The sequence below is a fragment of the Pseudomonas paraeruginosa PA7 genome (assembly GCF_000017205.1).
Taxonomy (GTDB): domain Bacteria; phylum Pseudomonadota; class Gammaproteobacteria; order Pseudomonadales; family Pseudomonadaceae; genus Pseudomonas; species Pseudomonas paraeruginosa.
Genome location: NC_009656.1, coordinates 6,223,150 through 6,244,682, shown reverse-complemented (window position 1 = coordinate 6,244,682; position 21,533 = coordinate 6,223,150). Strand labels below are relative to the sequence as shown.

Genomic DNA, 21,533 nt, shown 5'->3' with positions numbered 1-21,533 from the left:
GCATGTCCATCAGCAGCACCATCAAATCCATCCAGGACATCATGCGCAAGGATGTCGGCGTCGACGGCGACGCCCAGCGCATCGGCCAGCTCGTGTGGATGCTGTTCCTCAAGATCTTCGATGACCGCGAGCAGGAGTGGGAACTGCTGGATGACGCCTATCGCTCGCCGATTCCGGAAAGCTGCCGCTGGCGCACCTGGGCGGCCGACCCGGAAGGCATTACTGGTGACGAGCTGAAGAACTTCATCGACAACAACCTGTTCCCGCAGCTGCAGAACCTCCACGAATACAGCACCACTCCAGCCGCCTACGTGGTGCGTGGCGTATTCGAGGATGCCTACAACTACATGAAATCCGGCCAGCTTATCCGCCAGGTGATCAACAAGATCCAGGAGGGCGTGGACTTCAACAAGGCGCAAGAGCGTCATGCCTTCGGCGACATGTACGAGCAGTTGCTGCGCGACCTGCAGAATGCCGGCAACGCCGGTGAGTTCTACACGCCGCGCCCGGTCACCGAATTTATGGTGCGCATGGTCGACCCCAAGCTGGACGAGAAGGTCATGGACCCGGCCTGCGGCACTGGCGGCTTCCTTACCTGCACCATCGAGCACAAGCGCAGCCGCTATGTGAAAACTGCCGAGGACGAGCGCGTACTGCAGGCCAGCATCTTCGGCGTTGAGAAAAAGCCGCTGCCGCACCTGCTGGCCACCACCAACATGATCCTGCACGGCATCGAGGTGCCCAGCCAGATCAAACACGACAACACCCTGAGCCGCCCGCTGATCAGCTGGGGGCCGGGCGAGCGGGTCGACTGCATCGTCGCCAACCCGCCGTTCGGCGGCATGGAGGAAGATGGTATCGAAACCAACTTCCCCGCCGCCTTCCGCACCCGGGAAACCGCCGATTTGTTCCTGGTGCTGATCATGCACCTGCTCAAGGACGGTGGCCGCGCCGCCGTGGTCCTGCCGGATGGCTTCCTGTTCGGCGAAGGCATCAAGAGCCGCATCAAGGAAAAGCTACTCACCGAGTGCAACCTGCACACCATCGTTCGCCTGCCCAACGGCGTGTTCAACCCCTACACCGGCATCAAGACCAACCTGCTGTTCTTTACCAAGGGCTCGCCGACCAAGGAGGTGTGGTTCTACGAGCACCAGTACCCGGCCGGCTACAAGAGCTACTCCAAGACCAAGCCCATGCGCATCGAGGAGTTCGCGGTCGAGGAAGCCTGGTGGGGCAGCGAGGCCGATGGCTTTGCCGCGCGGGTGGAAAACGAGTTCGCCTGGAAGGTCAGCCTCGACGAGCTGAGGGCGCGCAACTGGAACCTGGACTGTAAGAACCCGCATGTGGGCGAGCAGATCAGCCACGATCCGGAGGAGCTGTTGCGTAACTACGCGCAACTGCAAGGCGAGATCGGCGAGTTGCGCGCCCAGCTTAAGGCTATGCTGGCCGAGGCTTTGGAGCGCCAGGTATGACGGCGTTGCTCACCGATAACCTGCCACTGCTGGCGGGAGCACCCAATGGCACCAAAAAGCTACGTGAGCTGATTCTGGAGCTGGCGGTGCGCGGCAAGCTGGTGCCGCAAGATCCGAATGATGAGCCGGCCAGTGAGCTACTTAAGCGGATTGCCGAGGAAAAGGCGCGACTGGTCTCTGAGGGGAAAGTTAGGAAGCAGAAGCCGCTGGCGGAGATTGGCGCAGAAGAGAAACCGTTTGACGTACCTACCAACTGGGAGTGGGTTCGCGTAGCCGCTGTTGGCCACGATTGGGGGCAGAAAACCCCAGACAAAGCATTCACGTATATCGACGTTGGGGCTGTTGATAATGCTGCTGGTAGGATTAGCGCACCCCAGGTTCTTATGGCTGAGGACGCGCCATCGCGAGCCCGGAAAGTGGTTAGGCCAGGAACGGTAATTTACTCAACCATTCGACCGTACCTTCTTAATGTTGCTGTCATTGAAGAGGCATACGAGCAGGAACCAATTGCCAGCACTGCGTTCGCGATCATCCATCCCTACCTAGAGATGCCTGCGAGGTATTTTCTCTGTTATTTGAGAAGCCCTGTTTTTGTTAGATACGTTGAGTCTGTTCAGATGGGTATCGCTTACCCAGCGATCAATGACGGTCAGTTTTTCAGCGGGCTAATTCCGTTACCGCCGCTCGCCGAACAACACCGCATCGTCGCCAAAGTCGATGAGCTGATGGCCCTGTGCGACCGGCTGGAAGCCCGTCAGGCCGATGCCGACAGCGCCCATGCCCAACTGGTGCAAGCGCTGCTGGGCAGCCTGACGCAGGCCAGCGATGCCGCAGATTTTGCGCAAAGCTGGCAGCGCCTGGCCGAGCACTTCCATACCCTGTTCACCACCGAATCCAGCATCGACGCCCTCAAGCAAACCCTGCTGCAACTGGCGGTGATGGGCAAGCTGGTGCCGCAAGATCCTAACGATGAACCGGCCAGTGAGTTGCTTAAGCGGATTGCCGATGCAAAGGAGCAGGCAGCCTCGCAGGGCCGTGTGCGAAAAGTAAAGACAGCAACTGATTATCGTGCCTCAGATACCGAGGTAACTGTGCCTGCTGGTTGGTCTCTCTCAACAGTTGGAGAGGTAACGATTTGTCGGGATGGGGAGCGGATTCCTGTTTCTCAAGCTGAACGTGAAGGGCGAGCGAAAACATACGACTACTACGGTGCTTCCGGGGTTATCGACAAAATTGACGGGTATTTGTTCGATAAGCCTCTTCTGCTGGTTGGTGAGGACGGAGCAAATCTAATCAATCGCAGCACACCAATCGCTTTCATGGCACGCGGAAAGTACTGGGTTAATAACCACGCTCACGTATTAGATGGAGTGAGCGAAGCGCTGCTGTTGTACGTCCAGCTTTACTTCAACGCCATTGACTTGAAGCCTTATGTGACTGGTACCGCTCAGCCCAAAATGAATCAGGCGAAGATGAATAGCATTGTTTTGCTATTGCCTCCTGAAGCCGAACAACACCGCATAGTCGCCAAAGTCGATCAACTGATGGCCCTCTGCGACCAACTCAAAGCCCGCCTTAACCAGGCACGGCAGGTGCACGAGCATCTGGCCAGTGCGTTGGTCGAGCAGGCCGTGGCCTAAGCAACAGGAGCGCAGGGATGCCCATTCGCACCCAGATCTGGACAGTCGGCGCGCAGCCCGCGCCGCTGAAAAATGCCGTGCTGGCCAGCGAGCAGTTTCTCGAGGACATGATCGTCAGCGCCCCGGCGCTACTCTCCGAGGACTGGCTGCTGATCGGCCGCCAGGAAAGCACCGGCCAGGGCGGGCGCATCGACCTGCTGGCGCTGGCGCCGGATGCCTCGCTGGTGCTGATCGAACTCAAGCGTGAGCGTACCCCGCGCGAGGTGGTGGCGCAGGCGCTGGACTATGCGGTGTGGGTCGAGCGCTTACAGACCAACGATATCGAGGCCATCTACCAGCGCTTCAAGCCGGGTGCCGACCTGGCGGCGGACTTCCAGGCACGCTTTGGCGCGCCGTTGGAGGCCGAGGCGCTGAACCAGAGCCACCAGATCGTCATCGTCGCCGCCGAGCTGGATGCCAGCAGCGAGCGCATCGTCGGCTACCTGAGCGAGCGCGACATCGCCATCAACGTGCTGTGCTTCCAGGTATTCCAGTTGGGCGAACAACAACTGATCAGCCGCGCCTGGCTGCTCGACCCAACCGAGGCGCCCCAGGCCAGCAGTGCCAGCAAGCCCGGCATGCCGGCGGAGCCCTGGAACGGCGAGTTCTATGGCTCGTTCGGCCATAGCAGTACGCGCGACTGGGCCGAGGCGCGGCACTTCGGTTTCATCTGCGGCGGTGGCGGCAGCTGGTACAGCAACAGCCTGAAGATGCTCGCCCCCGGCGACCGCGTATGGGTCAACGTGCCCGGCGCCGGTTACGTCGGTGTGGCCAAGGTCACCGGCCACGCTACCCCCGCCAGGGACTTCTGCCTGCTGCACAACGGCGAGGAACGCCCAGCGCTGGATGTGCTGCAAGCGGACTACCACCGCGAGTTCGTCGACGACCCCGAGCGCTGCGAATACTTCGTGCCGGTGCAGTGGCTGCACAGCCTGCCGCTGAACGAGGCGGTGAAGGAAGTCGGCCTGTTCGGCAACCAGAACACCATCTGCCGCCCGACTACGCCGAAATGGCGGTGGACGGTGGAACGCTTGAAGGAGCGCTTCGCGCTCTGAATGCTTCGTTGAGATTTATTCCGTAACCGATGCAGTGATTGGAAGCTTTGCCATGATGGATCTGCTGAAACACCTGATCCCCGACTTCGCCCATATGTTCAGTGCCAATCCCAACGGCATCAGTGCCTGGTTTTGGTCTGCGACGGCACTGATTTTCGGCTTGTCGCTTTACTTCCTGTTTGTGCACTTCCGCCGTTTTCGTACCCGGCTGCGTGCCCTGCGTTCTTTGCTTGAAGGGCAAAGCAAGGAAACCCTGGCACTGAGCAGGCGCGAAACCATGCAAAAGGCGCAGGGTTTGGATGCGCCCAATGTCGGCATGCTGTGGCGTGAGTTCGACGAAAGTCTGGTGCTGTCGTCCGATCAGAAGCATCTGTTCAATACGCTGGATGCCGAGCATTTCTTCAATGCCAGAACCTTGGCTCCCGGCCTGACAGCTAGCCGCTTGCTGGCTGCTGCACCGAGCTTCTTGGTGGCTATCGGTGTGCTCGGCACATTCGTGGGCCTGACGGTGGGGCTGGAAGGATTGGTCGGCACCTCGGATGAGATCGAGGCACTCAAGGGCGGCATCAACAAGCTGATTTCCGGTGCTGCCGTAGCTTTCATGACGTCGGTATGGGGGGTGTTCTTCAGCCTATTACTGAACTTTGTCGAAAAGATGTTCGAGCGTTCAGCGCTGGGCCAGATCCAACAGCTGCAGCACGATATCGACTTCCTCTACCCACGCATCCCCGCCGAGCAGTCGCTGGTGCATATCGCCGAGTACGGCAAGGAGAGCAAGGAAGCGCTGCAGGAGCTGCACGAGCGTATTGGCGATCGTCTGCAGGAAACGCTCAATGGCATGAGCGAAGCGATGCAGACGGCGCTGACCGATGCCCTGAACAACATAATGGCGCCAGCCATTCAGACCCTGGTCAGCACCACCAGCCAGCAGTCCACGCAGGTGCTGGAAAAGCTGGTGGGTAATTTCATGGACGGCATGACCTCTGTGGGCCGTGAGCAGGGCTTGCAGATGCAGCAGGCGGCGGCTGACGTGAACGCTGCCGTCAGTGGCATGAGTGAGCGCTTGAACCAACTGTTCAGCAGCCTGAATGAACAGCAGGGTCGACAGATGGAAGTGGCTCAGCAACAGAGTGCGGCCTTCGAGACGCAGCTGCAGCGCATCAGTGGTTCTGCCGAAGAGCGCCAGGCACAGATGGAGCAACGCTTTGCTGAGTTGATGTCGGGGCTGACGAACCAGTTGCAGACCCAGTTGGGTACCGCCCAGCAGCGCGACGAGGAGCGCCAGGTGCTGTTCGAGCGCCTGCTTGGCCAGGCTAGCAGCAGCCAGACGGCAATGTTGGAGCAATTTTCCAGCTCAACCCGCGAGCAGATGCAAGCGATGGCTGAGGCGGGCAACGAGCGCCACAGCAATCTGGAGAAGGTGTTCTCTCGTTTGATGATGAACCTCAACACCCAGCTCGATTCGCAAATGGGCGCGGCAGAGCAGCGTGAGCAGGCACGCCAACAGCGCTTCCAGGAGCAGCTCGATCAGGTGTCGACCCATCAACAGGAGCTGCTCTCCGGTCTGGCCAGCGCTGTGCAGGCGACCCAGCAGCAAAGCCGCCTAATGGCGGATCAGCATCAACAGTTGCTGGGCCAGCTCAAGCAGGTCTCGGACGCAACTGCGCAGAGCAGCAAGCATATGGACAGCAGTGCGAATCAGCTTGGGCTGTTGTCCGCGAATCTGCGTCAGGCCGCTGATTCCTTGGGCCAACGGCTTGAGGCGGTTAGTCATAGTATTGAAAGAGCTGGCCAGCAGAACGCCGAGCTCGCGACGCAGTTGCAAAGCCAGGCCGCTACCTTGGCGCAGCTGCAGGCCACCTTGCTGGAGGGTGCCCAGCGCTTTGAGCAAGCAGCCGGCGAGGCGCGTAACGGCTTTGGCGAGATGAAATCCGCTCAGCAGGAATTTCTCTCTAGTGTGCGCCATGAATTCACCGCGCTGGGAGAAAAGTTGCGTGAGCAGGTCGAGGCGGTAGAGAAGCAAGCCGAGGAATGGCTGCGCAGTTATGCCGGCGAGGTGCGTGTGCAGACTGATGAGCGAATGAACCAGTGGAATGAGGTATCGCTGAAGTATGCCGATCAGATGCACCGCGTCGTGCAGAACATGAGCAGTATTCTGGATGAACTGGAGGCACGCTGATGCGCCTGGGTAAATCCAAGGAAGTGAGCGTCGACGAAGAGAACCCTTACTGGATGTCATTCTCAGACATCATGTCGGCGCTATTGGTGATCTTCATCCTGGCTTCGGTGATTCTGATCCTGCAGTTGATGGAAATTCAGAAGGAGTTGAAAGAGCGCCAGGTGCAGTTTGAGCAAGAGCTGGTCGAGCTGAAGAAAGCAGAGCAGGTGCGCCGCACCATTCTTGATGAGGCCGTGGAGGCCCTGCGCAAACGCGGCATCAAGGTCGAGGTGAGCGAGAACCATACGGTCCTGAGTATTCCCAACGATCTGCTGGGTTTCGACACAGGTGCCTATGACATTCATGCCGCCTATCAGGCGCGTGCGCTGGAGATTGGTAAGGTCATCAATGAGGTGATCTCGCGAGAGGATCGAGTCGAGTTCCTCGATACGATCTTCATCGAGGGGCATACGGACAATCGTCCGCTCCAGGGCTTTATGGGCAAAGGCAACTGGGGGCTGTCGACCTTTCGTGCCATTTCTCTCTGGCAGTTCTGGGGGAGCGCGCTGTCCCCCGATGAGCAACTGGCAAGGCTGAAGAACAAGGATGGTAAGCCGCTGTTCTCGGTCAGCGGTTACGGCGAAACCCGCCCCGTGTTGGTTGACCAGCAGACTGAGGACGACTTCAAGCGCAATCGACGCATCGATATCCGTTTCACCATTCGTCGTCCCGACAGCGCTCAGTACGAGCAGGTTCGTGAGCGTCTGGAGGAGCTCAAGCCGTGAAGCTGCCTCCTGTTCACATGCCGGTCGCTGAATGGGCGCCCGTGGTGCGGGAGCGATGGACGGTGCTGGTCGAAAAGGTCGCTCGAATGAAGGCCGCAAGTGGCAAGAGTGACGCCTTTGAAGCCATGTTGGCACGATTGCGTGACATGGCGAGTACAGGGCGTTTTGACGGCCTGCCTGAGCTGCTAAAACGTCGTCTTACTGCGCGTGCGTTGACCTGGTTGTGGCTCAACGACGAGACCATGGGTAGGCGTTTGCTTAGTTCGCGTCTGCTTTCGGTGCTGGTCGATGCTCAGCAGCCGAGGCTGACGCGTATCACCTTACAGCAGTTGGCTCAGTTCTACTTTCGTCGCTTCGACAAGCTGGATGAGCACGATGGGCTGCGTAAGCAGCTTGAGCAGATTTTGCTCCAGCAACTGCATTTACTGCCCGAACCCAAAGTAAGTGGCCCCCAGGCTGATCCGCTGGTAACGCTCAAGCGTGATGCTCATTGGTTGTTGCCGCCTGACGGGCCAGTCCAACTGGTTGAGCGGGTACGCGACAGTGGCCATGAGCTGGGCGAGACCTTTGAGGTCATGGGATTGCAGGGCTTTGATGACGGGCGTTATGGCGATATCTGCCGGGCCCACTTCTACCTGGAAACCCTACGAGGGCTTGCGCCCGGTGAGTACGACCCCGTGCTGGATGAGCTGCAGAAGCCCGCTGTGTCCAAGGCTCCGTACGAGGGCGAGCGTCGTATCGGCCATGTTGCGCTGGAGATTCTGATCGATCGTGCTGGACAGGAGCCGGGTGAGGTCTGGCAGAACTTTATTCTGAATCTGGCGGGGGATCCGCGGATCTCACGTAACTCCCCCAATTACCGCGAGTGGTGGCAGTTCCTCGGTGAGGAGCGGGTGCAGAAGGTTCGGGGCTGGTTGTCCAAGGAAGATTTGCGGCTGTTTTTGCAGGCGGTGGAACAGTTTGGAATCGAAACGCAGAACGACGATCTGCAGCGCATGTTCCCTGCACGCAAGCAGTTCCTAGAGGGGCTGTTTAAGCTCAAACTGATCCGCAATACCCGCTTGCTGCTTGGCGGGCGGGCACAGCATTCGGTAAAGCGCATTCTCGGTAAAGATGTGCAAACCAGTTTTGCCAGCATGGACGGGCAGATGAATGACAAGGCGGTCATCTATCTCGATTGCGGAGACTTTCATCTGGTCGAGGGTTCCCACAGTTTTAAAATCTGGGTCTATCTCGCCGCGCCGGGAGAGGCTTTGCGTTCCTACGAGCGCTCCAGCTTCAGTCATTCCGATCTGACTACGGCTGTTCCTAAGGCCTACAAGCGACTGTATCCTGAGTTGCCCTATGATGCCTTCACGCATCACCCCCCTCTTTCCTGGCAGAACCGGGTATTCAGCTTCCTGGCTGATAACGGCATCGCTCTAGATATCGAGCAGTTGCTCAATCGCAGTGACTACCAGCCTTACCTTCGTAAATTTGGTATGCCTGTGGTCAATGCCAAGCGAACACCCGTGCCGCCTCCAAGTCAGACAGATTTTCCCGCAGAGCCGGCGCGTTCACGTGTTGGCAAGACTGGCGCGACAACGATGTCAGCGCCTCAGGGGCGTAAGCCTGCAGAGATGATTGCGAGGGACTCCAGAGCTATTCCTAGAGAAGAGGCGGCCACAGTACGGCGAAGCAACCAGCAGCATGATCCGGTAGTGTCGCACTCCGTCAGTTCACCTGATGCGGCTGCTCCTGCAACGGCACGTCCGTCTCTGGTAGGTGAAGGATTATTGACAGGCTTGAAACCCTCTGCACTGAAGATACTGCGCTACTTCGTGGACAACCCCGGTGACAAAGTCCGATATGCAGCGAATGTTTTCGGTGTGGACTCGCGTGAAATCAATCAGATTTTGTATGGCCCGTTGAAGGACATGTGCACGCGTGATGAGCAGTTCGGCTGGACGGTGAATGAGGCGGCACGTCTCGCGCTTGAGGCGTTGGATGAACAGGACAGGGCTGAATAAATGAGCTTGATGGATATTTTTCGGTCGCTGATTGGTGAGCGAGACGGGGCGCTCAGTACTCAGCAAGGCTTTCAGTCTCAGCCTGATTCCAATGGCTTGAATTTCTACCTGCCCTTGCCGGCCTTCAAGGCGCTGCAAACCGGGCAGGGCAGTGCTTTAGAAAAGATTCAGCTGATCGTGCTCAACATGCTGGTTGAGCAAGGGATTGCCGAAAACACGGCCAACGGTTTTCACATCGGTGCCGAAGATATTGCGGGGATGGATCTTGAGCAGGCGGAAATCTTGCGTTTGCCGAGACGCTTGCCAGGGCACTTTCTAACCTCAATCAGTGGGCGCACGGGCAACAGTGGTTTTCGTGTGGCGATCACGCTGGAAATGCCAGACGGCCCTGCCAGCTTCAGTCGCAAAGGCCCCTATCTGTACCTGACCAGCAGTGAGTGCTATTGGCTGACGCCGGCTGAAATTATGGGGTTGCAGGCTTGGGAACTGCATGAGTCTTTAGGCCCAGAACAGCGAGGAGAGGCGGCTAATCTGCGCCTGATGGCCGAGCTGCAGACCGCTGCGCGCAGCGGGATGCGTATTGATCTTAGCCACTTTGAGCGGCTAGATGTGGTGGTGCCTCAGAACATCGGAGTTATCGCTACGCGTTTACCAGATGGCAGCCTCCAACTCTGCCCGAGCCTTGGGGATGGCTCCAGTGCTGACCAGCTGGAAAAACGCTGGTCGCAGTTGGATATGACCGCCGATGGTGGTGTGCTGCGCATCGACAATCGTGTGTTGCTGCTGGATCAGGCGCGGATGGATGGCATCCGCAATGTGCTGGCCAACAAACGTATCCCGGCTGATCAGGTCAACGAGTTTATTGCCACGCCAACGGCGTTTCTCGATGCTGCGCTGGTCAATCTTGAGGTGGGCTTTTCTGCCCGGGTTGCGGGTATAGGCAAACTTCAGCACATGGATTTCGGTGTCCTGGATGCAACCAAGAATGACTGGTTTGCGCTTGATAAGCGCCCGGCACCTGCAGCGATCCTGAGCAAGCTGATTCAGTCTCCTGAGGATTTGCAGCGCTTCGAGGAGGTACTGCAGGCGGCTAATGAACAGGGCGCGACGAGTCTGTCGTTTGCTGGCGAGGTGATCGATATCTCTGACGCGCCGACTGTTCAGCAAGAGCTGGCCAGGGCTCGCCAGAACATGGCTCATGTGAGCGATAGCGAGCCGCACAGCGAGGAGGGTGTTCTCCCTGGGGAGGACAAGGAGAAAGTCGGGGTCATTCTGAAGGATGCCGACGAGATTAATTCTGCGCTGTTGCGTAAGGCTGCTGCTGCGAAGCCGCTGGTGGTGCCAGATTGGTCGGCCTATGCCCGGGAGCCGTTCCCTCATCAGCGTGAGGGGATCGAGTGGATGCTGAAGCTGATGGGCGCAGCGTTGCAGGATGAAACTGATGATCTCTATCGCCTGCAGGGTGGTTTGCTTGCAGATGACATGGGTCTCGGCAAGACATACATGTCGCTGGTCGCAGTCGGGGAGTATCTGGCCAGTCAGCGCGCGGCTGACAAGCCGCAGAAGCCGGTTCTGGTGGTGGCGCCACTGAGTCTGCTGGAAAACTGGGAGGATGAAGTCGGTAAGACCTTCGCCAGCATCCCGTTCCGCGATGTGGTGGTGCTGCAGTCGGGGCGGAGTCTGCGTGACTATCGCGTCAAAGGTGCTGAGCGTGAATCGGTGCAGTTGGCGTCGATGATTGATGACAGCAGCGGCATGATGGATGAGCAGAGCATTCGCTATGCACTGCATGTGGGGCCGGAAGCAGGCGTGCATCGTCTGGACATGGACCGTCGCTTAGTGCTCACGACCTATCAGACCCTGCGTGATTATCAGTTCTCCCTGTGCCGAATCGACTGGGGCATGGTCATCTTCGACGAGGCGCAGAACATCAAGAATCCCAATGCACTGCAGACTATTGCCGCTAAAGGGCTCAAGGCGGATTTCAAACTGTTGGCGACTGGCACACCGGTAGAAAATAGCCTGGGCGATTTCTGGTGCCTGATGCATACGGTGCAGCCTGGCTTACTTGGTGGCTGGGAAAGCTTCCGCGATACCTGGATCAAGCCAATTCTGGCTGCAAGCGATGAAGAGCGTGATGAGGTACGGGCGCGTTTGGGCGAGCAGCTGCGGCGTGCTGTAGGCATATTCATGTTGCGGCGGGTTAAAGAAGATCAGCTCAAAGGCCTACCAGCCAAGACTATTCTCAGTGGTGTCGAGCAAGCCGATCATGGCCTGCAACGGTATGCAGCGCAGTTGGGTGTGGTGATGAAAGGCATCCAGTTGCAGGCCTACGACGAAGTCCTCGACAGCTATCGGGCTCGTCGTGCAAGCGCTGAGGATATGCGTGGTACCGCACTGGCGGCTTTGACTCAGCTTCGCTCCATTTCCCTGCACCCACGGCTGGAGAATGAGTCGGCGCTGTACTGCGAGGATGGCAAGCACGCGCGACAACTGATGATGGAGTCCGGCAAGCTGGCGGTGCTGCTGCAGTTACTCGATGAGATCCGTAGCAAGGGTGAAAAGGTCATCCTGTTCATGATGACCAAGCGCCTGCAACGAGTCCTCAAGCTCTGGCTGGATCAGATCTATGACCTGAATGTAGCGGTGATCAATGGTGACACCCAGGCTGTGGCGACTCGCGCCGAGGATATGACGCGCAAGAAGCTAATTGCCGAGTTTGAAGCGAAAAGTGGCTTCAACATCCTGATCATGTCGCCAGTAGCCGCTGGTGTCGGTTTGACGGTGATTGGGGCCAACCATGTGGTGCATTTAGAGCGTCATTGGAACCCGGCTAAAGAAGCGCAAGCGTCTGATCGGGTTTACCGGATCGGCCAAACCAAGCCCGTGTTCATCCATCTGCCTGCCGTCACTCACCCCCAGTTTGATTCCTTCGATGTACACCTTGACCGCTTATTGCGCGGAAAGCTGATGCTTAAAGACGCGGTAGTGACACCAGAGGCGGTTAGTGAAAGTGAGATGATTCAATCGATGGGGCTCTGATGAGGGTGTGCAGAATTTTGTGTAACCGGGGTTAGGGTTACTGCTGCGGCAGGCGGTCTTCGTAGCTGATCGTAAAGCGAGTCAGCGCCGCCTTCCAGTCACGGATCGGCATCGTCCATTTCTTGCTGATGTTGCGTAGCGCCAGGTAGAAGAGTTTCAGCAGCGCCTCGTCACTGGGGAACGAGCCGCGGTTCTTGGTAATCTTGCGCAGGCTCATGTTCACCGATTCGATGGCGTTGGTGGTGTAGATCACCTTTCGGATCTCCGGCGGGAAGTCGAAGAACGGCGTGATCCTGGCCCAGTTGCGTCGCCAGGACTGGCCAATCGGCAGGTAGTCGTCATCCCACTTGGCCTCGAATTCACCGAGGCGCAGTTCGGCCTCGTCAGCGGTGCTGGACTGGTAAATCCGCTTCAGGTCGGCGGCGACCTCCGCCCGCCGCTTCCAGGACACGTAGTTCAGGCTGTGCCTGACCATGTGCACGATGCACAGCTGCACGCTGGTGCGCGGGAACACCGCCTCGATGGCCTCGGGGAAGCCCTTCAAGCCATCCACGCAGGCGACGAAGATGTCCTGAACGCCACGGTTGCGCAGTTCGGTCACCACCTGCAACCAGAACTTGGCGCCCTCGTTCTGGGCGATCCACAGGCCGAGGATTTCCTTCTCGCCGGCCAGGTTGATACCCAGCGCCAGATAGACCGCCTTCACCCGCACGGCGCCCTCGCGCACCTTGCTGTGGATGCAGTCGAGGTAGACGATGGGATACACCGTATCGAGCGGGCGCGACTGCCAGGCCTTGACCTCATCGGCCACCGCGTCGGTCACCGAGGAGATCAGGCTGGGTGACACCTCGGCACCGTACATTTCCTGCAAGTGCGCCTGGATCTCGCGCACCGTCATGCCGCGGGCATACAGCGAAAGGATCTTGTCGTCGAAGCCCGTCCAGCGGGTCTGGTGCTTCTCGATGATCTGCGGATCGAAGGTGCCATGCCGGTCGCGCGGTACCTCGATGGGCAGTTCACCGAACTCGCCCTTGAGTTTCTTCTTGCTGAAACCGTTGCGGGTGTTGCCCATCCAATTGCTGACAGGCTGATGCTTGTTGTGGCCCAGGTGGTGGGTCAGCTCGGCATCCAGCGCACGCTCGACCAACTTCTTGGTCAGTTGCTTGAGGATGCCGTCGGTACCGATCAAGTCTTCAGGCTTCTGATAATTGGCCAGAAGCTGATCCAGCAGTTCGTCGGTAATGGTGTGGGGCGTCTTGTTCATGGTGTCTCCAGTTCTCAGCGACAGTGTCGCTCATGAGCCGGTTACACAAAATTTCGGACACCCTCCCTTATGCTGGCTCGACGCCGCAGCTTGGCTCAACCAGCCAAATGTAGTGGTCTACTGATTCCGGACACCCATTTAGGGCGAGAATGCTCGCCATAGAGAGGTGTCTGATGACCAAGCAACGTCGTTCCTTTACGCCCGAGTTCAAACGAGAGGCCGCCTGCCTGGTGCTCGATCAGGGCTACAGCCATATCGAAGCAGCTCGTTCACTGGGAGTGGTTGAGTCGGCCCTGCGCCGATGGGTAAAACAGCTTCAAGAGGAGCGCGTGGGCGTTACCCCGAAGAGCAAAGCACTGACGCCCGAACAGCAGAAAATCCAGGAGCTGGAAGCCAGGATCGACCGACTGGAACGGGAGAAAGCGATCCTAAAAAAGGCTACCGCTCTCTTGATGTCGGACGAGTTCAATCGTACGCGCTGATAGACCAGTTAAGTGAGCGGGAGTCGGTGGAAGTGGTCTGTTCAGCCTTCGGCGTGGTGCGGTCTTGCTACTACGCCCATCGGCTTCGACGCTGCCGTGTTGATGCACGCCGGGTTGCCCTGCGCAGTCAGGTCAATCAGCTGTTCAACCAGAGTCGAGGATCGGCTGGCAGTCGCAGCATTCTGGGTATGCTGCGTGAGGATGGCGTCAGCATTGGCCGTTTTCGTGTGCGTCGGTTGATGCGTGAGTTGGGCTTGGTCAGCAAGCAGCCAGGCTCGCACGCATACAAGCAGGCTACGGTTGAGCGACCAGATATCCCGAACCGGCTGAACCGCGAGTTCACCACTGAGCGCCCCAATCAGGTGTGGTGCGGCGACATCACCTACATCTGGGCACAAGGTCGCTGGCATTACTTAGCGGCGGTGTTGGATCTGCATACAAGACGAGTAGTCGGCTGGGCGATTTCTGCCAAGCCGGATGCTGAGTTGGTGATCAAGGCGCTGGACATGGCCTACGAACAGCGTGGCAAACCGCAGCAGGTACTGTTTCATTCCGATCAGGGCAGCCAATACGCTAGCCGCCTGTTTCGGCAACGGTTGTGGCGATATCGGATGGAACAGAGCATGAGCCGCCGGGGCAACTGCTGGGATAACTCGCCGATGGAGCGATTGTTCCGCAGTTTGAAATCGGAGTGGATTCCACCGACCGGTTACCTGACAGCTCAGGAGGCCCAACGGGACATCAGTCATTACCTGATGCACCGCTACAACTGGATCAGGCCGCATCAATTCAACGATGGGCTACCGCCTGCTGGTCTGTCCCGGGCTGAGTGGACACTGACTTAAGGTGGATAATGTCCACCGCAAGGAGTGTTCATGACCCAGACCAGACGACGTTTTCCCGAATCCTTCAAACGCGAGGCAGTAGACCAGGTATTTGCCGGCACGCCGCTTCGTCATGTAGCCGAGACGCTCGGCATCGCTGAAAGCCTGTTGGGCAAATGGAAGCGCCAGTACGAGCAGCAAGGTGACGATGCCTTTCCGGGCAACGGCAAGCAGCGTGGCGAGAGCGCGGAGCTTCGTCGCCTGCGCCAGCAACTGGCCCAGGTCACCATGGAGCGCGATGTTTTAAAAAAGGCGCTCGCCATCTTCTCGCAGCCCACGAAGTGAAGTTTCGCGCCATCGAGGCGTTGGCTGGTCGTTACCCCGTAGCACCGATGTGCCGGTTGTTGCAGGTGTCGCGCAGCGGTTTCTATGCCTGGCAACAGCGACCACCTTCGGTGAGAGAGATGGCGAATCGGCGTCTGAGCAAGGAGATCCGAACCATCCACCACGAGGTGAATGGGATCTATGGTCATCGCCGCATCAAGGCTGAACTGACGGCCATGGGGCAGGCGTGCGGGCGGCATCGGGTTGCTCGATTGATGCGCGAAGCCGGCCTGCGTGTTCGTTCACGCAAGCGCTGGCGGCTGGTTTCCAGTAGCCGCCACGATCTACCGATTGCGCCGAATCACCTGGATCGCCAGTTCGTCTCGGATCGAGCCAACCGGCACTGGGTCTCGGACATGACCTACGTGCGGACTGCGCAAGGCTGGCTGTATCTGGCCGTTGTGCTCGATCTCTATTCACGCGCCGTGGTCGGTTGGGCGATGCACCACCGCATGCAGCAAGCCCTGGTGCACGCCGCGCTGGAGATGGCCGTGGCACGCCGACAGCCACAGGCGGAGGTCCTGCTGCACTCGGATCGCGGCAGCCAATACTGCGCGTACGACTACCAAGCCTTGCTTCGGCGACATCGCATCGTGCCCAGCCATTCGCGACCAGGGAACTGCTGGGATAACGCGGCTATGGAGAGCTTTTTCCGTTCGCTGAAGGCCGAGCGGGTGTACCTGACGCGCTATGCCAGCTACCAGGAGGCGAAAACCGACCTGTTCGACTACATCCGCTTTTACAATCACCGTCGTCGCCACTCGACGCTGGGCTATCTCAGCCCGATGGAGTTTGAGCGGCGCTATGCGAGCAGTAACTCTTAACTACCTGTCCACCAGTTCCGGGACAGACCATGCGGTGGCCGAAGAAAAACTTAACCCACTGTCCGGGATGGGTTGACCACTACATACAGGTCGCGTGCCGGATGCAGAAAATAGTGGACGTCGTTCTTTACCTTAAACAAGGTTAGGCTCGCATGAGGAGTCAATGCCCCGTGCACAGCACATCACCGTTCGAGTTGTTGGTGGAATGAAGATGTGATGGTTGGTTCTACCGGAATCTGGTGAGCGGTGGGTAGCATTGCCCTAGAGCGGTACCGATGCGCCCAGCTTCCTCTCGTGAGAAGCGTATGCAAAGAAAAAAGCGCCTTACCAAACGCGAGATTCGGAATCTTGAAGACGAGATTCCAGCAGTCGCCGCAGATGCGACTCACGCGGCCTATCTGCGAGCGCTCGCAGCCGGGCATACCGTCATGAAGGTGCAGGGCAACTATCTCGTTGAAACCAAAGCCGACGGATCCGCGATTGTCGTGGGTAACGCCAAGCCCCGCCGCAAGGTGAGCGTTGGCCATGCTATCCAGGTTCGGCGGGTAAGTATCAGCGCCTAGCCTCCACGTCTTAACGTCTCTCGGTGACAGTGCTCGGTATTGTCCAAAAGCAAGCGAGGGGCCCCCAGAATAGTGCCGTCGGCGCCCCATGTTTTCCACTTTCAGCATATGCTCAATCCATCGAGCCGGGCTGGTCGACTGCTCATAGCATCGACTAAGGAAACGGTGTCCTGTGTTTCAAGGGGCTCGTTCACGGGGCTAGTAGGGTTCTGCTTGATCCAGATGGTGTGACCATCTCCTGCTCCACGGAGAGGAGCATGAGGATTGTTTCGCAACGCTATTTCGCAGCCAGCATGCGAACCTGCGAATCACTGATCCGACGTGACAGGGCCAAAGTACTTCGATAACAGTGCGACTGACCTGTCTTTTCTCAGACGCGAGCATGCGAGCGGGAAGCTAGCATTGGCTTCTAAATCCCTGATCAGCAGTTTCTCCCACAAAAGCCGCCACCAGTTGAAAGCGCGCGGGGAAGCGCACCCGGCCGTTGGCCCTGGCGATGACGATCTCGCCGCTTTCCAGCGGCTCGCGCAGCACTTCCAGGACCTTGCGGTCGAACTCCGGCAGTTCGTCGAGGAACAGCACGCCCTGGTGCGCCAGGGTGATCTCGCCCGGCTGCGGGCGGCTGCCGCCGCCGACCAGCGCCGGTGCCGAGGCGGAGTGGTGTGGCTGGCGGAACGGCCGCTGCGGCCAGTGGCTGAGCGGGACGTGACTGGCCACCGAATGGATCGCCGCGACCTCCAGTGCCTCGTCCTCGCCGAGCGTCGGCAGCAGGCCGGGCAGGCGGCTGGCCAGGAGCGTCTTGCCGGTGCCCGGCGGGCCGCTGAACAGGAGATTGTGCGCGCCGGCGGCGGCAACCAGCAGGGCGCGCTTGGCCGTTGCCTGGCCCTGTACCTCGGCCAGGTCGGGATAGGGGCACGGTTCGCGGAGCAGGCCGCGCGCCTGGTAGGGCGACAGCGGCGACTGGCCGGAGAGGTGCCCGGCGACCTCCAGCAGGTGCTCGACCGCGTACACCGTCAGGCCGCTGGCCAGGCTGGCTTCTTCGGCATTTTCCTTCGGCACCACCAGAACTCGTCTTGCGTCGCGCGCCGCCATCGCGGCCGGCAATACGCCCCGTACCGGTCGGATCGCGCCGGACAGGGCCAGCTCGCCAAGGCACTCCAGGCCAGCGAGGGCGGCGCCGGGCAACTGGCCGCTGGCGGAGAGGATGCCGAGGGCGATGGCCAGGTCGAAGCGGCCGCCGTCCTTGGGCAGGTCGGCGGGGGCGAGGTTGAGGGTGATACGCCGGGCGGGAAAGTCGAAGCCGGCGTTGAGCAGGGCGCTGCGCACGCGGTCCTTGCTCTCGCGTACCGCGGTCTCCGGCAGGCCGACCAGGGTCAGCGAGGGCAGGCCGTTGGCCAGGTGCGCCTCGACGCTGACGCAGGGTGCTTCGACGCCGACCTGGGCTCGGCTATGGACAATCGCCAGGGACATGGATCGCTCCTTGATCTCACGCCGCTCGCAGGAAGTTGGCGGATCAGTCGGCGGGCGGCGTCAGCTTGCTTTCGAGTTCCGCCACCTTGGCCTCCAGGGCTTCCAGGCGCGCGCGGGTGCGGGCGAGGACCAGCATCTGGCTGTCGAATTCCTCGCGGCTGACCAGGTCGAGCTTGCCGAAGGCGCTCTGCATCAGGGCGCGGAACTGCGACTCCAGCTCGGCCCTGGGCAACGGCGATTCGCCGGCGAACAGGCGGCTGGCTTGTTGGCTGAGGGCTTCGAAGACGGCTTTGGGCGGCAGCATGGCGAGGGTTCCGGTAACGAGTGGGCGGCAGTCTAGCACGATGTCGGAGTGGCTCGCGGAAGGGCGGTTGCACACTTTTTGCGCAACCGTCGGAGCGGCACTGCGCCGATTTGGTGCGCTGCCTGCGGGCCGGCAAGCCGCGTGACACCTGGGTTTACCGCTAAGGGCTTGAAAATCGGCGGATTTGCCGGAGCTGGCAAGCTTTCTGCTTTGGCCCGGATGAGGCGTGCACTGAAGCAGTACCGGTGCGGCAGATGAGGCGGTTGCGGGAGGCCGGCGGGTCGCGGCATCGAACGGCCGCAACAGGGCCAGGTCGGGGCGGAGGCCTCCGATCGTGCTTCCCAGAGGGACCGGCGCGTTACAAAGCCAGACACTGCGCTTAGACTGTCCTCGGGTTCGTTTTCCTGGGGCGAGTCCACCAAACACGGGAGAGAGTTTCATGAAGCTAGTCACTGCCATCATCAAGCCGTTCAAGTTGGACGACGTCCGCGAGTCGTTGTCCGAGATCGGTGTGCAGGGCATCACGGTGACCGAGGTCAAGGGTTTCGGCCGGCAGAAGGGCCACACCGAACTGTATCGCGGCGCCGAGTACGTGGTCGACTTCCTGCCCAAGGTGAAGATCGACGTGGCGATCGCCGACGACCAGCTGGACCGCGTCATCGAGGCGATCACCAAGGCGGCCAACACCGGCAAGATCGGTGACGGCAAGATCTTCGTGGTGAACCTGGAACAGGCCATCCGCATCCGTACCGGCGAAACCGATACCGACGCGATCTAAGCCCAACCGAACCCCCAAAAAGCCCCAGGAGAATACCAACATGACTCTGCGCAAGATCGCAGGGCTAGGAGCCCTATTGTCCCTCGCTTTGCCGGGCGTTGCCCTGGCCGCCGAGGAGCCCGTCCTGAACAGTGGCGACACCGCCTGGATGCTGATCTCCACTGCGCTCGTCCTGCTCATGACCATTCCCGGCCTGGCGCTGTTCTATGGCGGCATGGTGCGAGCGAAGAACGTGCTGTCGATCATGATGCAGTGTTTCGCCATCACCGGCCTGATCACCATCCTCTGGGTGGTCTACGGCTACAGCCTGGCGTTCGACACCGCCGGGATGGAAAAGGGCGTTCTCAATTTCAACTCCTTCGTCGGCGGGCTGGACAAGGCGTTCCTCAGCGGCCTGACCACCACCGGCCTGACTTCCGCCAGCGCGCTGTTCCCGGAAAGCGTGTTCATCACCTTCCAGCTGACCTTCGCGATCATCACCCCGGCGCTGATCGTCGGTGCCTTCGCCGAGCGCATGAAGTTCTCGGCGATGCTGATCTTCATGGCGGTCTGGTTCACCGTGGTCTACGCGCCGATCGCGCACATGGTCTGGAGCGGCGACGGCGCCCTGATGTGGGATTGGGGCGTGCTGGACTTCGCCGGCGGCACCGTGGTGCACATCAACGCCGGTATCGCAGGCCTGGTCGCCTGCCTGGTGCTGGGCAAGCGCAAGGGCTACCCGACCACTCCGATGGCGCCGCACAACCTCGGCTACACCCTGGTCGGCGCGGCCATGCTGTGGATCGGCTGGTTCGGCTTCAATGCCGGTTCCGCCGCTGCCGCCAACGGCACCGCCGGGATGGCCATGCTGGTGACCCAGATCGCCACCGCCGCGGCGGCGCTGGCCTGGATGTTCGCCGAGTGGATCACCCACGGCAAGCCGAGCGCCCTGGGCATCGCCTCCGGGGTGGTCGCCGGCCTGGTGGCCATCACTCCGGCCGCCGGCACCGCCGGCCCGATGGGCGCGCTGGTCATCGGCCTGGCCTCCGGGGTGATCTGCTTCTTTGCCGCCACCAGTCTCAAGCGTGCGCTGAAGTACGACGATTCCCTCGACGCCTTCGGCGTGCATGCGGTCGGCGGCATCGTCGGTGCGTTGCTCACCGGGATCTTCGCGGCGCCGTCGCTGGGCGGCTTCGGCAGCGTGGAAGACATCGGCGCGCAGTTCTTCGTGCAGTTCAAGGGCGTGGCCTTCACCGTGGTCTACACCGCGGTGGTGACCTTCGTCATCCTCAAGGTGCTGGACCTGGTCATGGGCCTGCGCGTCACCGAGGAAGAAGAGGCGGTCGGCCTCGACCTGTCGCTGCACAACGAGCGCGGCTACAACCTCTGATCCCCCTGGCGCCCGGCATGCCGCCGGGCGCCCCTCCAGCGCTCCCCGCGCGCCTCGCGACGAAAGTCCAGGTCATCCTCCAGGCCCTCTGCCAGCACGCTTGCGCGACCTCCCGGGAGGTTGCGGAACCACCGCTTTTCACAGGTCTCGCTCTTACGCTCTTTGCTTTTTCAAATGCCGCGCTAGAATGCGCGGCGCGACGGACCGGAGCCGATTTGGAACAGCAGCATGTGGCAGCAGACCCTGATCACCTTGCGCCCACGTCCACGGGGCTTTCACCTGGTCACCGAGGAAATCCTCGGCGCCCTGCCGGAGCTGCGCCGCTGCCGGATCGGCCTGCTGCATCTGCTTTTGCAACATACGTCGGCTTCACTGACCCTGAATGAAAATGCCGACCCCGCCGTGCGCCGGGATTTCGAGCGCTTCTTCGAGCGCCTGGCGCCGCGGGGCGAAGTCGGCTATGAACACAACGACGAAGGTCCGGATGACCTTCCGGCGCATTTCAAGGCCAGCCTGCTGGGCTGCCAACTGACCCTCCCTGTACGCGCGGGAGAGTTGGCGCTGGGCACCTGGCAGGGTATCTATCTCGGTGAACACCGGGACAGGGGCGGGGCGCGACGCGTGCTCGCCACCTGGCAGGGCGAGTCAGTATGAATTTTTTCCGGCGGCGCTCATCAAAACGCGCGGCTGGGCTATAACTAACCTGCTTTTGCAGCACCGAGAGGTTGACCATGAGCGAAGAAGAACTGGAACAGGACGAGCTGGACGGCGCTGACGAGGACGACGGCGAAGAGCTGGCCGCGGCCGACGACGGCGAGGCGGACAGCAGCGGCGACGACGAGGCCCCCGCCCCCGGCAAGAAGGCCAAGGCCGCCGCGGTGGAAGAGGAACTGCCCTCGGTGGAAGCCAAGCAGAAAGAGCGCGACGCCCTCGCCAAGGCGATGGAGGAATTCCTTTCCCGTGGTGGAAAGGTGCAGGAGATCGAACCCAACGTGGTGGCCGATCCGCCGAAGAAGCCGGACAGCAAGTACGGCAGCCGCCCCATCTGATTTCGCGTCACCTGGAAAGGCC

The 21,533-nt window shown here is 60.2% G+C and carries 16 protein-coding genes and 1 pseudogene; 14 read left to right on the top strand and 3 right to left on the bottom strand.

Features of this window, described 5'->3' with window-relative positions; genetic code table 11:
- The first annotated feature begins 2 nt into the window (after window positions 1-2).
- Genes PSPA7_RS28855 through PSPA7_RS28825 form a run of 7 tightly spaced genes read left to right on the top strand, consistent with a single transcriptional unit; the run spans window position 3 to window position 12,200 of the window.
- Window positions 3-1,472 carry a type I restriction-modification system subunit M gene (locus PSPA7_RS28855; protein WP_012077896.1) on the top strand — a complete coding sequence of 490 codons (1,470 nt, stop codon included), beginning with the start codon at window positions 3-5 and terminating at the stop codon, window positions 1,470-1,472.
- Window positions 1,469-3,112, top strand: a complete 1,644-nt coding sequence (locus PSPA7_RS28850) for a restriction endonuclease subunit S (protein WP_012077895.1) — start codon at window positions 1,469-1,471, stop codon at window positions 3,110-3,112. The genes PSPA7_RS28855 and PSPA7_RS28850 overlap by 4 nt, the downstream gene beginning before the upstream one ends.
- 17 nt (window positions 3,113-3,129) lie before the next feature.
- Complete coding sequence (locus PSPA7_RS28845) at window positions 3,130-4,206, top strand: endonuclease NucS domain-containing protein (protein WP_012077894.1); 1,077 nt, start codon at window positions 3,130-3,132, stop codon at window positions 4,204-4,206.
- A 52-nt stretch (window positions 4,207-4,258) separates the two neighbouring features.
- Entirely contained in the window at window positions 4,259-6,385 is a 2,127-nt protein-coding gene (gene zorA, locus PSPA7_RS28840) for an anti-phage ZorAB system protein ZorA (protein ID WP_012077893.1), read from the top strand.
- The gene (locus PSPA7_RS28835; protein WP_012077892.1) at window positions 6,385-7,149 is read left to right on the top strand and encodes an OmpA/MotB family protein; all 765 of its coding nucleotides are present in this window, start codon (window positions 6,385-6,387) and stop codon (window positions 7,147-7,149) included. The genes zorA and PSPA7_RS28835 overlap by 1 nt, the downstream gene beginning before the upstream one ends.
- Entirely contained in the window at window positions 7,146-9,158 is a 2,013-nt protein-coding gene (locus PSPA7_RS28830; protein ID WP_023096322.1) for an EH signature domain-containing protein, read from the top strand. Before PSPA7_RS28835 ends, PSPA7_RS28830 begins: the two co-directional genes overlap by 4 nt.
- Complete coding sequence (locus PSPA7_RS28825; protein WP_021263740.1) at window positions 9,159-12,200, top strand: DEAD/DEAH box helicase; 3,042 nt, start codon at window positions 9,159-9,161, stop codon at window positions 12,198-12,200. It begins immediately after the preceding gene.
- 37 nt (window positions 12,201-12,237) lie between these two features.
- On the opposite strand, the gene PSPA7_RS28820 is transcribed toward PSPA7_RS28825, so the two are convergent.
- Entirely contained in the window at window positions 12,238-13,464 is a 1,227-nt protein-coding gene (locus PSPA7_RS28820; RefSeq protein ID WP_010794468.1) for an IS256-like element ISPa1328 family transposase, read from the bottom strand.
- 173 nt (window positions 13,465-13,637) lie between these two features.
- Between PSPA7_RS28820 and PSPA7_RS28810 the strand changes: the two genes are divergently transcribed.
- The 3 genes from PSPA7_RS28810 (at window position 13,638) to PSPA7_RS28795 (ending at window position 16,541) form a co-directional block, all read left to right on the top strand.
- Window positions 13,638-14,791 (top strand): IS3 family transposase gene (locus PSPA7_RS28810; protein ID WP_086008398.1). Its coding sequence is split into 2 segments (ribosomal slippage): window positions 13,638-13,893 and window positions 13,893-14,791, totalling 1,155 coding nucleotides; the frame shifts between segments, so codons are not numbered across the junction.
- Between the two features lie 30 nt (window positions 14,792-14,821).
- A protein-coding gene (locus PSPA7_RS28800; RefSeq protein WP_370858740.1) for an IS3 family transposase occupies window positions 14,822-15,978 on the top strand; the annotation gives its coding sequence in 2 pieces (ribosomal slippage) (window positions 14,822-15,082 and window positions 15,085-15,978; 1,155 coding nt in all).
- A 305-nt stretch (window positions 15,979-16,283) separates the two neighbouring features.
- Window positions 16,284-16,541, top strand: coding sequence for a hypothetical protein (locus tag PSPA7_RS28795; RefSeq protein ID WP_019485048.1), 258 nt, complete (start codon window positions 16,284-16,286; stop codon window positions 16,539-16,541).
- Window positions 16,542-16,940: 399 nt separating this feature from the next.
- Here the strand turns inward: PSPA7_RS28795 and PSPA7_RS28790 are convergent.
- Together PSPA7_RS28790 and PSPA7_RS28785 are read right to left on the bottom strand one after the other, a co-directional pair.
- Window positions 16,941-18,011 (bottom strand): annotated as a pseudogene (locus PSPA7_RS28790) (YifB family Mg chelatase-like AAA ATPase); the annotation flags it as partial.
- Between the two features lie 43 nt (window positions 18,012-18,054).
- Window positions 18,055-18,315, bottom strand: a complete 261-nt coding sequence (locus tag PSPA7_RS28785; RefSeq protein ID WP_012077885.1) for an accessory factor UbiK family protein — start codon at window positions 18,313-18,315, stop codon at window positions 18,055-18,057.
- Between the two features lie 439 nt (window positions 18,316-18,754).
- Between PSPA7_RS28785 and glnK the strand changes: the two genes are divergently transcribed.
- The 4 genes from glnK (at window position 18,755) to sutA (ending at window position 21,511) form a co-directional block, all read left to right on the top strand.
- A complete protein-coding gene (gene glnK, locus PSPA7_RS28780; protein ID WP_003096476.1) occupies window positions 18,755-19,093 on the top strand; it encodes a P-II family nitrogen regulator in 339 nt (112 codons plus the stop codon).
- 40 nt (window positions 19,094-19,133) lie between these two features.
- On the top strand, window positions 19,134-20,462 hold the full coding sequence (locus tag PSPA7_RS28775) for an ammonium transporter (protein ID WP_012077884.1): 1,329 nt from the start codon (window positions 19,134-19,136) through the stop codon (window positions 20,460-20,462).
- A gap of 228 nt (window positions 20,463-20,690) precedes the next feature.
- Window positions 20,691-21,116: a secondary thiamine-phosphate synthase enzyme YjbQ gene (locus PSPA7_RS28770; protein WP_003156034.1), complete on the top strand. Its 426-nt coding sequence runs from the start codon at window positions 20,691-20,693 to the stop codon at window positions 21,114-21,116.
- Window positions 21,117-21,193: 77 nt separating this feature from the next.
- Window positions 21,194-21,511: a transcriptional regulator SutA gene (sutA, locus tag PSPA7_RS28765; protein WP_003156037.1), complete on the top strand. Its 318-nt coding sequence runs from the start codon at window positions 21,194-21,196 to the stop codon at window positions 21,509-21,511.
- The last annotated feature ends 22 nt before the right edge of the window (window positions 21,512-21,533 follow it).

Excerpts from the sequence above, each read along its gene's own strand:
- PSPA7_RS28775 (WP_012077884.1), top strand. The coding sequence starts at position 19,134 with ATGACTCTGCGCAAGATCGCAGGGCTAGGAGCCCTATTGTCCCTCGCT.
- PSPA7_RS28795 (WP_019485048.1), top strand. The coding sequence starts at position 16,284 with ATGCAAAGAAAAAAGCGCCTTACCAAACGCGAGATTCGGAATCTTGAA.
- PSPA7_RS28845 (WP_012077894.1), top strand. The coding sequence starts at position 3,130 with ATGCCCATTCGCACCCAGATCTGGACAGTCGGCGCGCAGCCCGCGCCG.
- PSPA7_RS28820 (WP_010794468.1), bottom strand. The coding sequence starts at position 13,464 with ATGAACAAGACGCCCCACACCATTACCGACGAACTGCTGGATCAGCTT.
- PSPA7_RS28835 (WP_012077892.1), top strand. The coding sequence starts at position 6,385 with ATGCGCCTGGGTAAATCCAAGGAAGTGAGCGTCGACGAAGAGAACCCT.
- PSPA7_RS28770 (WP_003156034.1), top strand. The coding sequence starts at position 20,691 with ATGTGGCAGCAGACCCTGATCACCTTGCGCCCACGTCCACGGGGCTTT.
- zorA (WP_012077893.1), top strand. The coding sequence starts at position 4,259 with ATGATGGATCTGCTGAAACACCTGATCCCCGACTTCGCCCATATGTTC.
- PSPA7_RS28850 (WP_012077895.1), top strand. The coding sequence starts at position 1,469 with ATGACGGCGTTGCTCACCGATAACCTGCCACTGCTGGCGGGAGCACCC.
- PSPA7_RS28855 (WP_012077896.1), top strand. The coding sequence starts at position 3 with ATGTCCATCAGCAGCACCATCAAATCCATCCAGGACATCATGCGCAAG.
- sutA (WP_003156037.1), top strand. The coding sequence starts at position 21,194 with ATGAGCGAAGAAGAACTGGAACAGGACGAGCTGGACGGCGCTGACGAG.
- PSPA7_RS28825 (WP_021263740.1), top strand. The coding sequence starts at position 9,159 with ATGAGCTTGATGGATATTTTTCGGTCGCTGATTGGTGAGCGAGACGGG.
- PSPA7_RS28785 (WP_012077885.1), bottom strand. The coding sequence starts at position 18,315 with ATGCTGCCGCCCAAAGCCGTCTTCGAAGCCCTCAGCCAACAAGCCAGC.
- glnK (WP_003096476.1), top strand. The coding sequence starts at position 18,755 with ATGAAGCTAGTCACTGCCATCATCAAGCCGTTCAAGTTGGACGACGTC.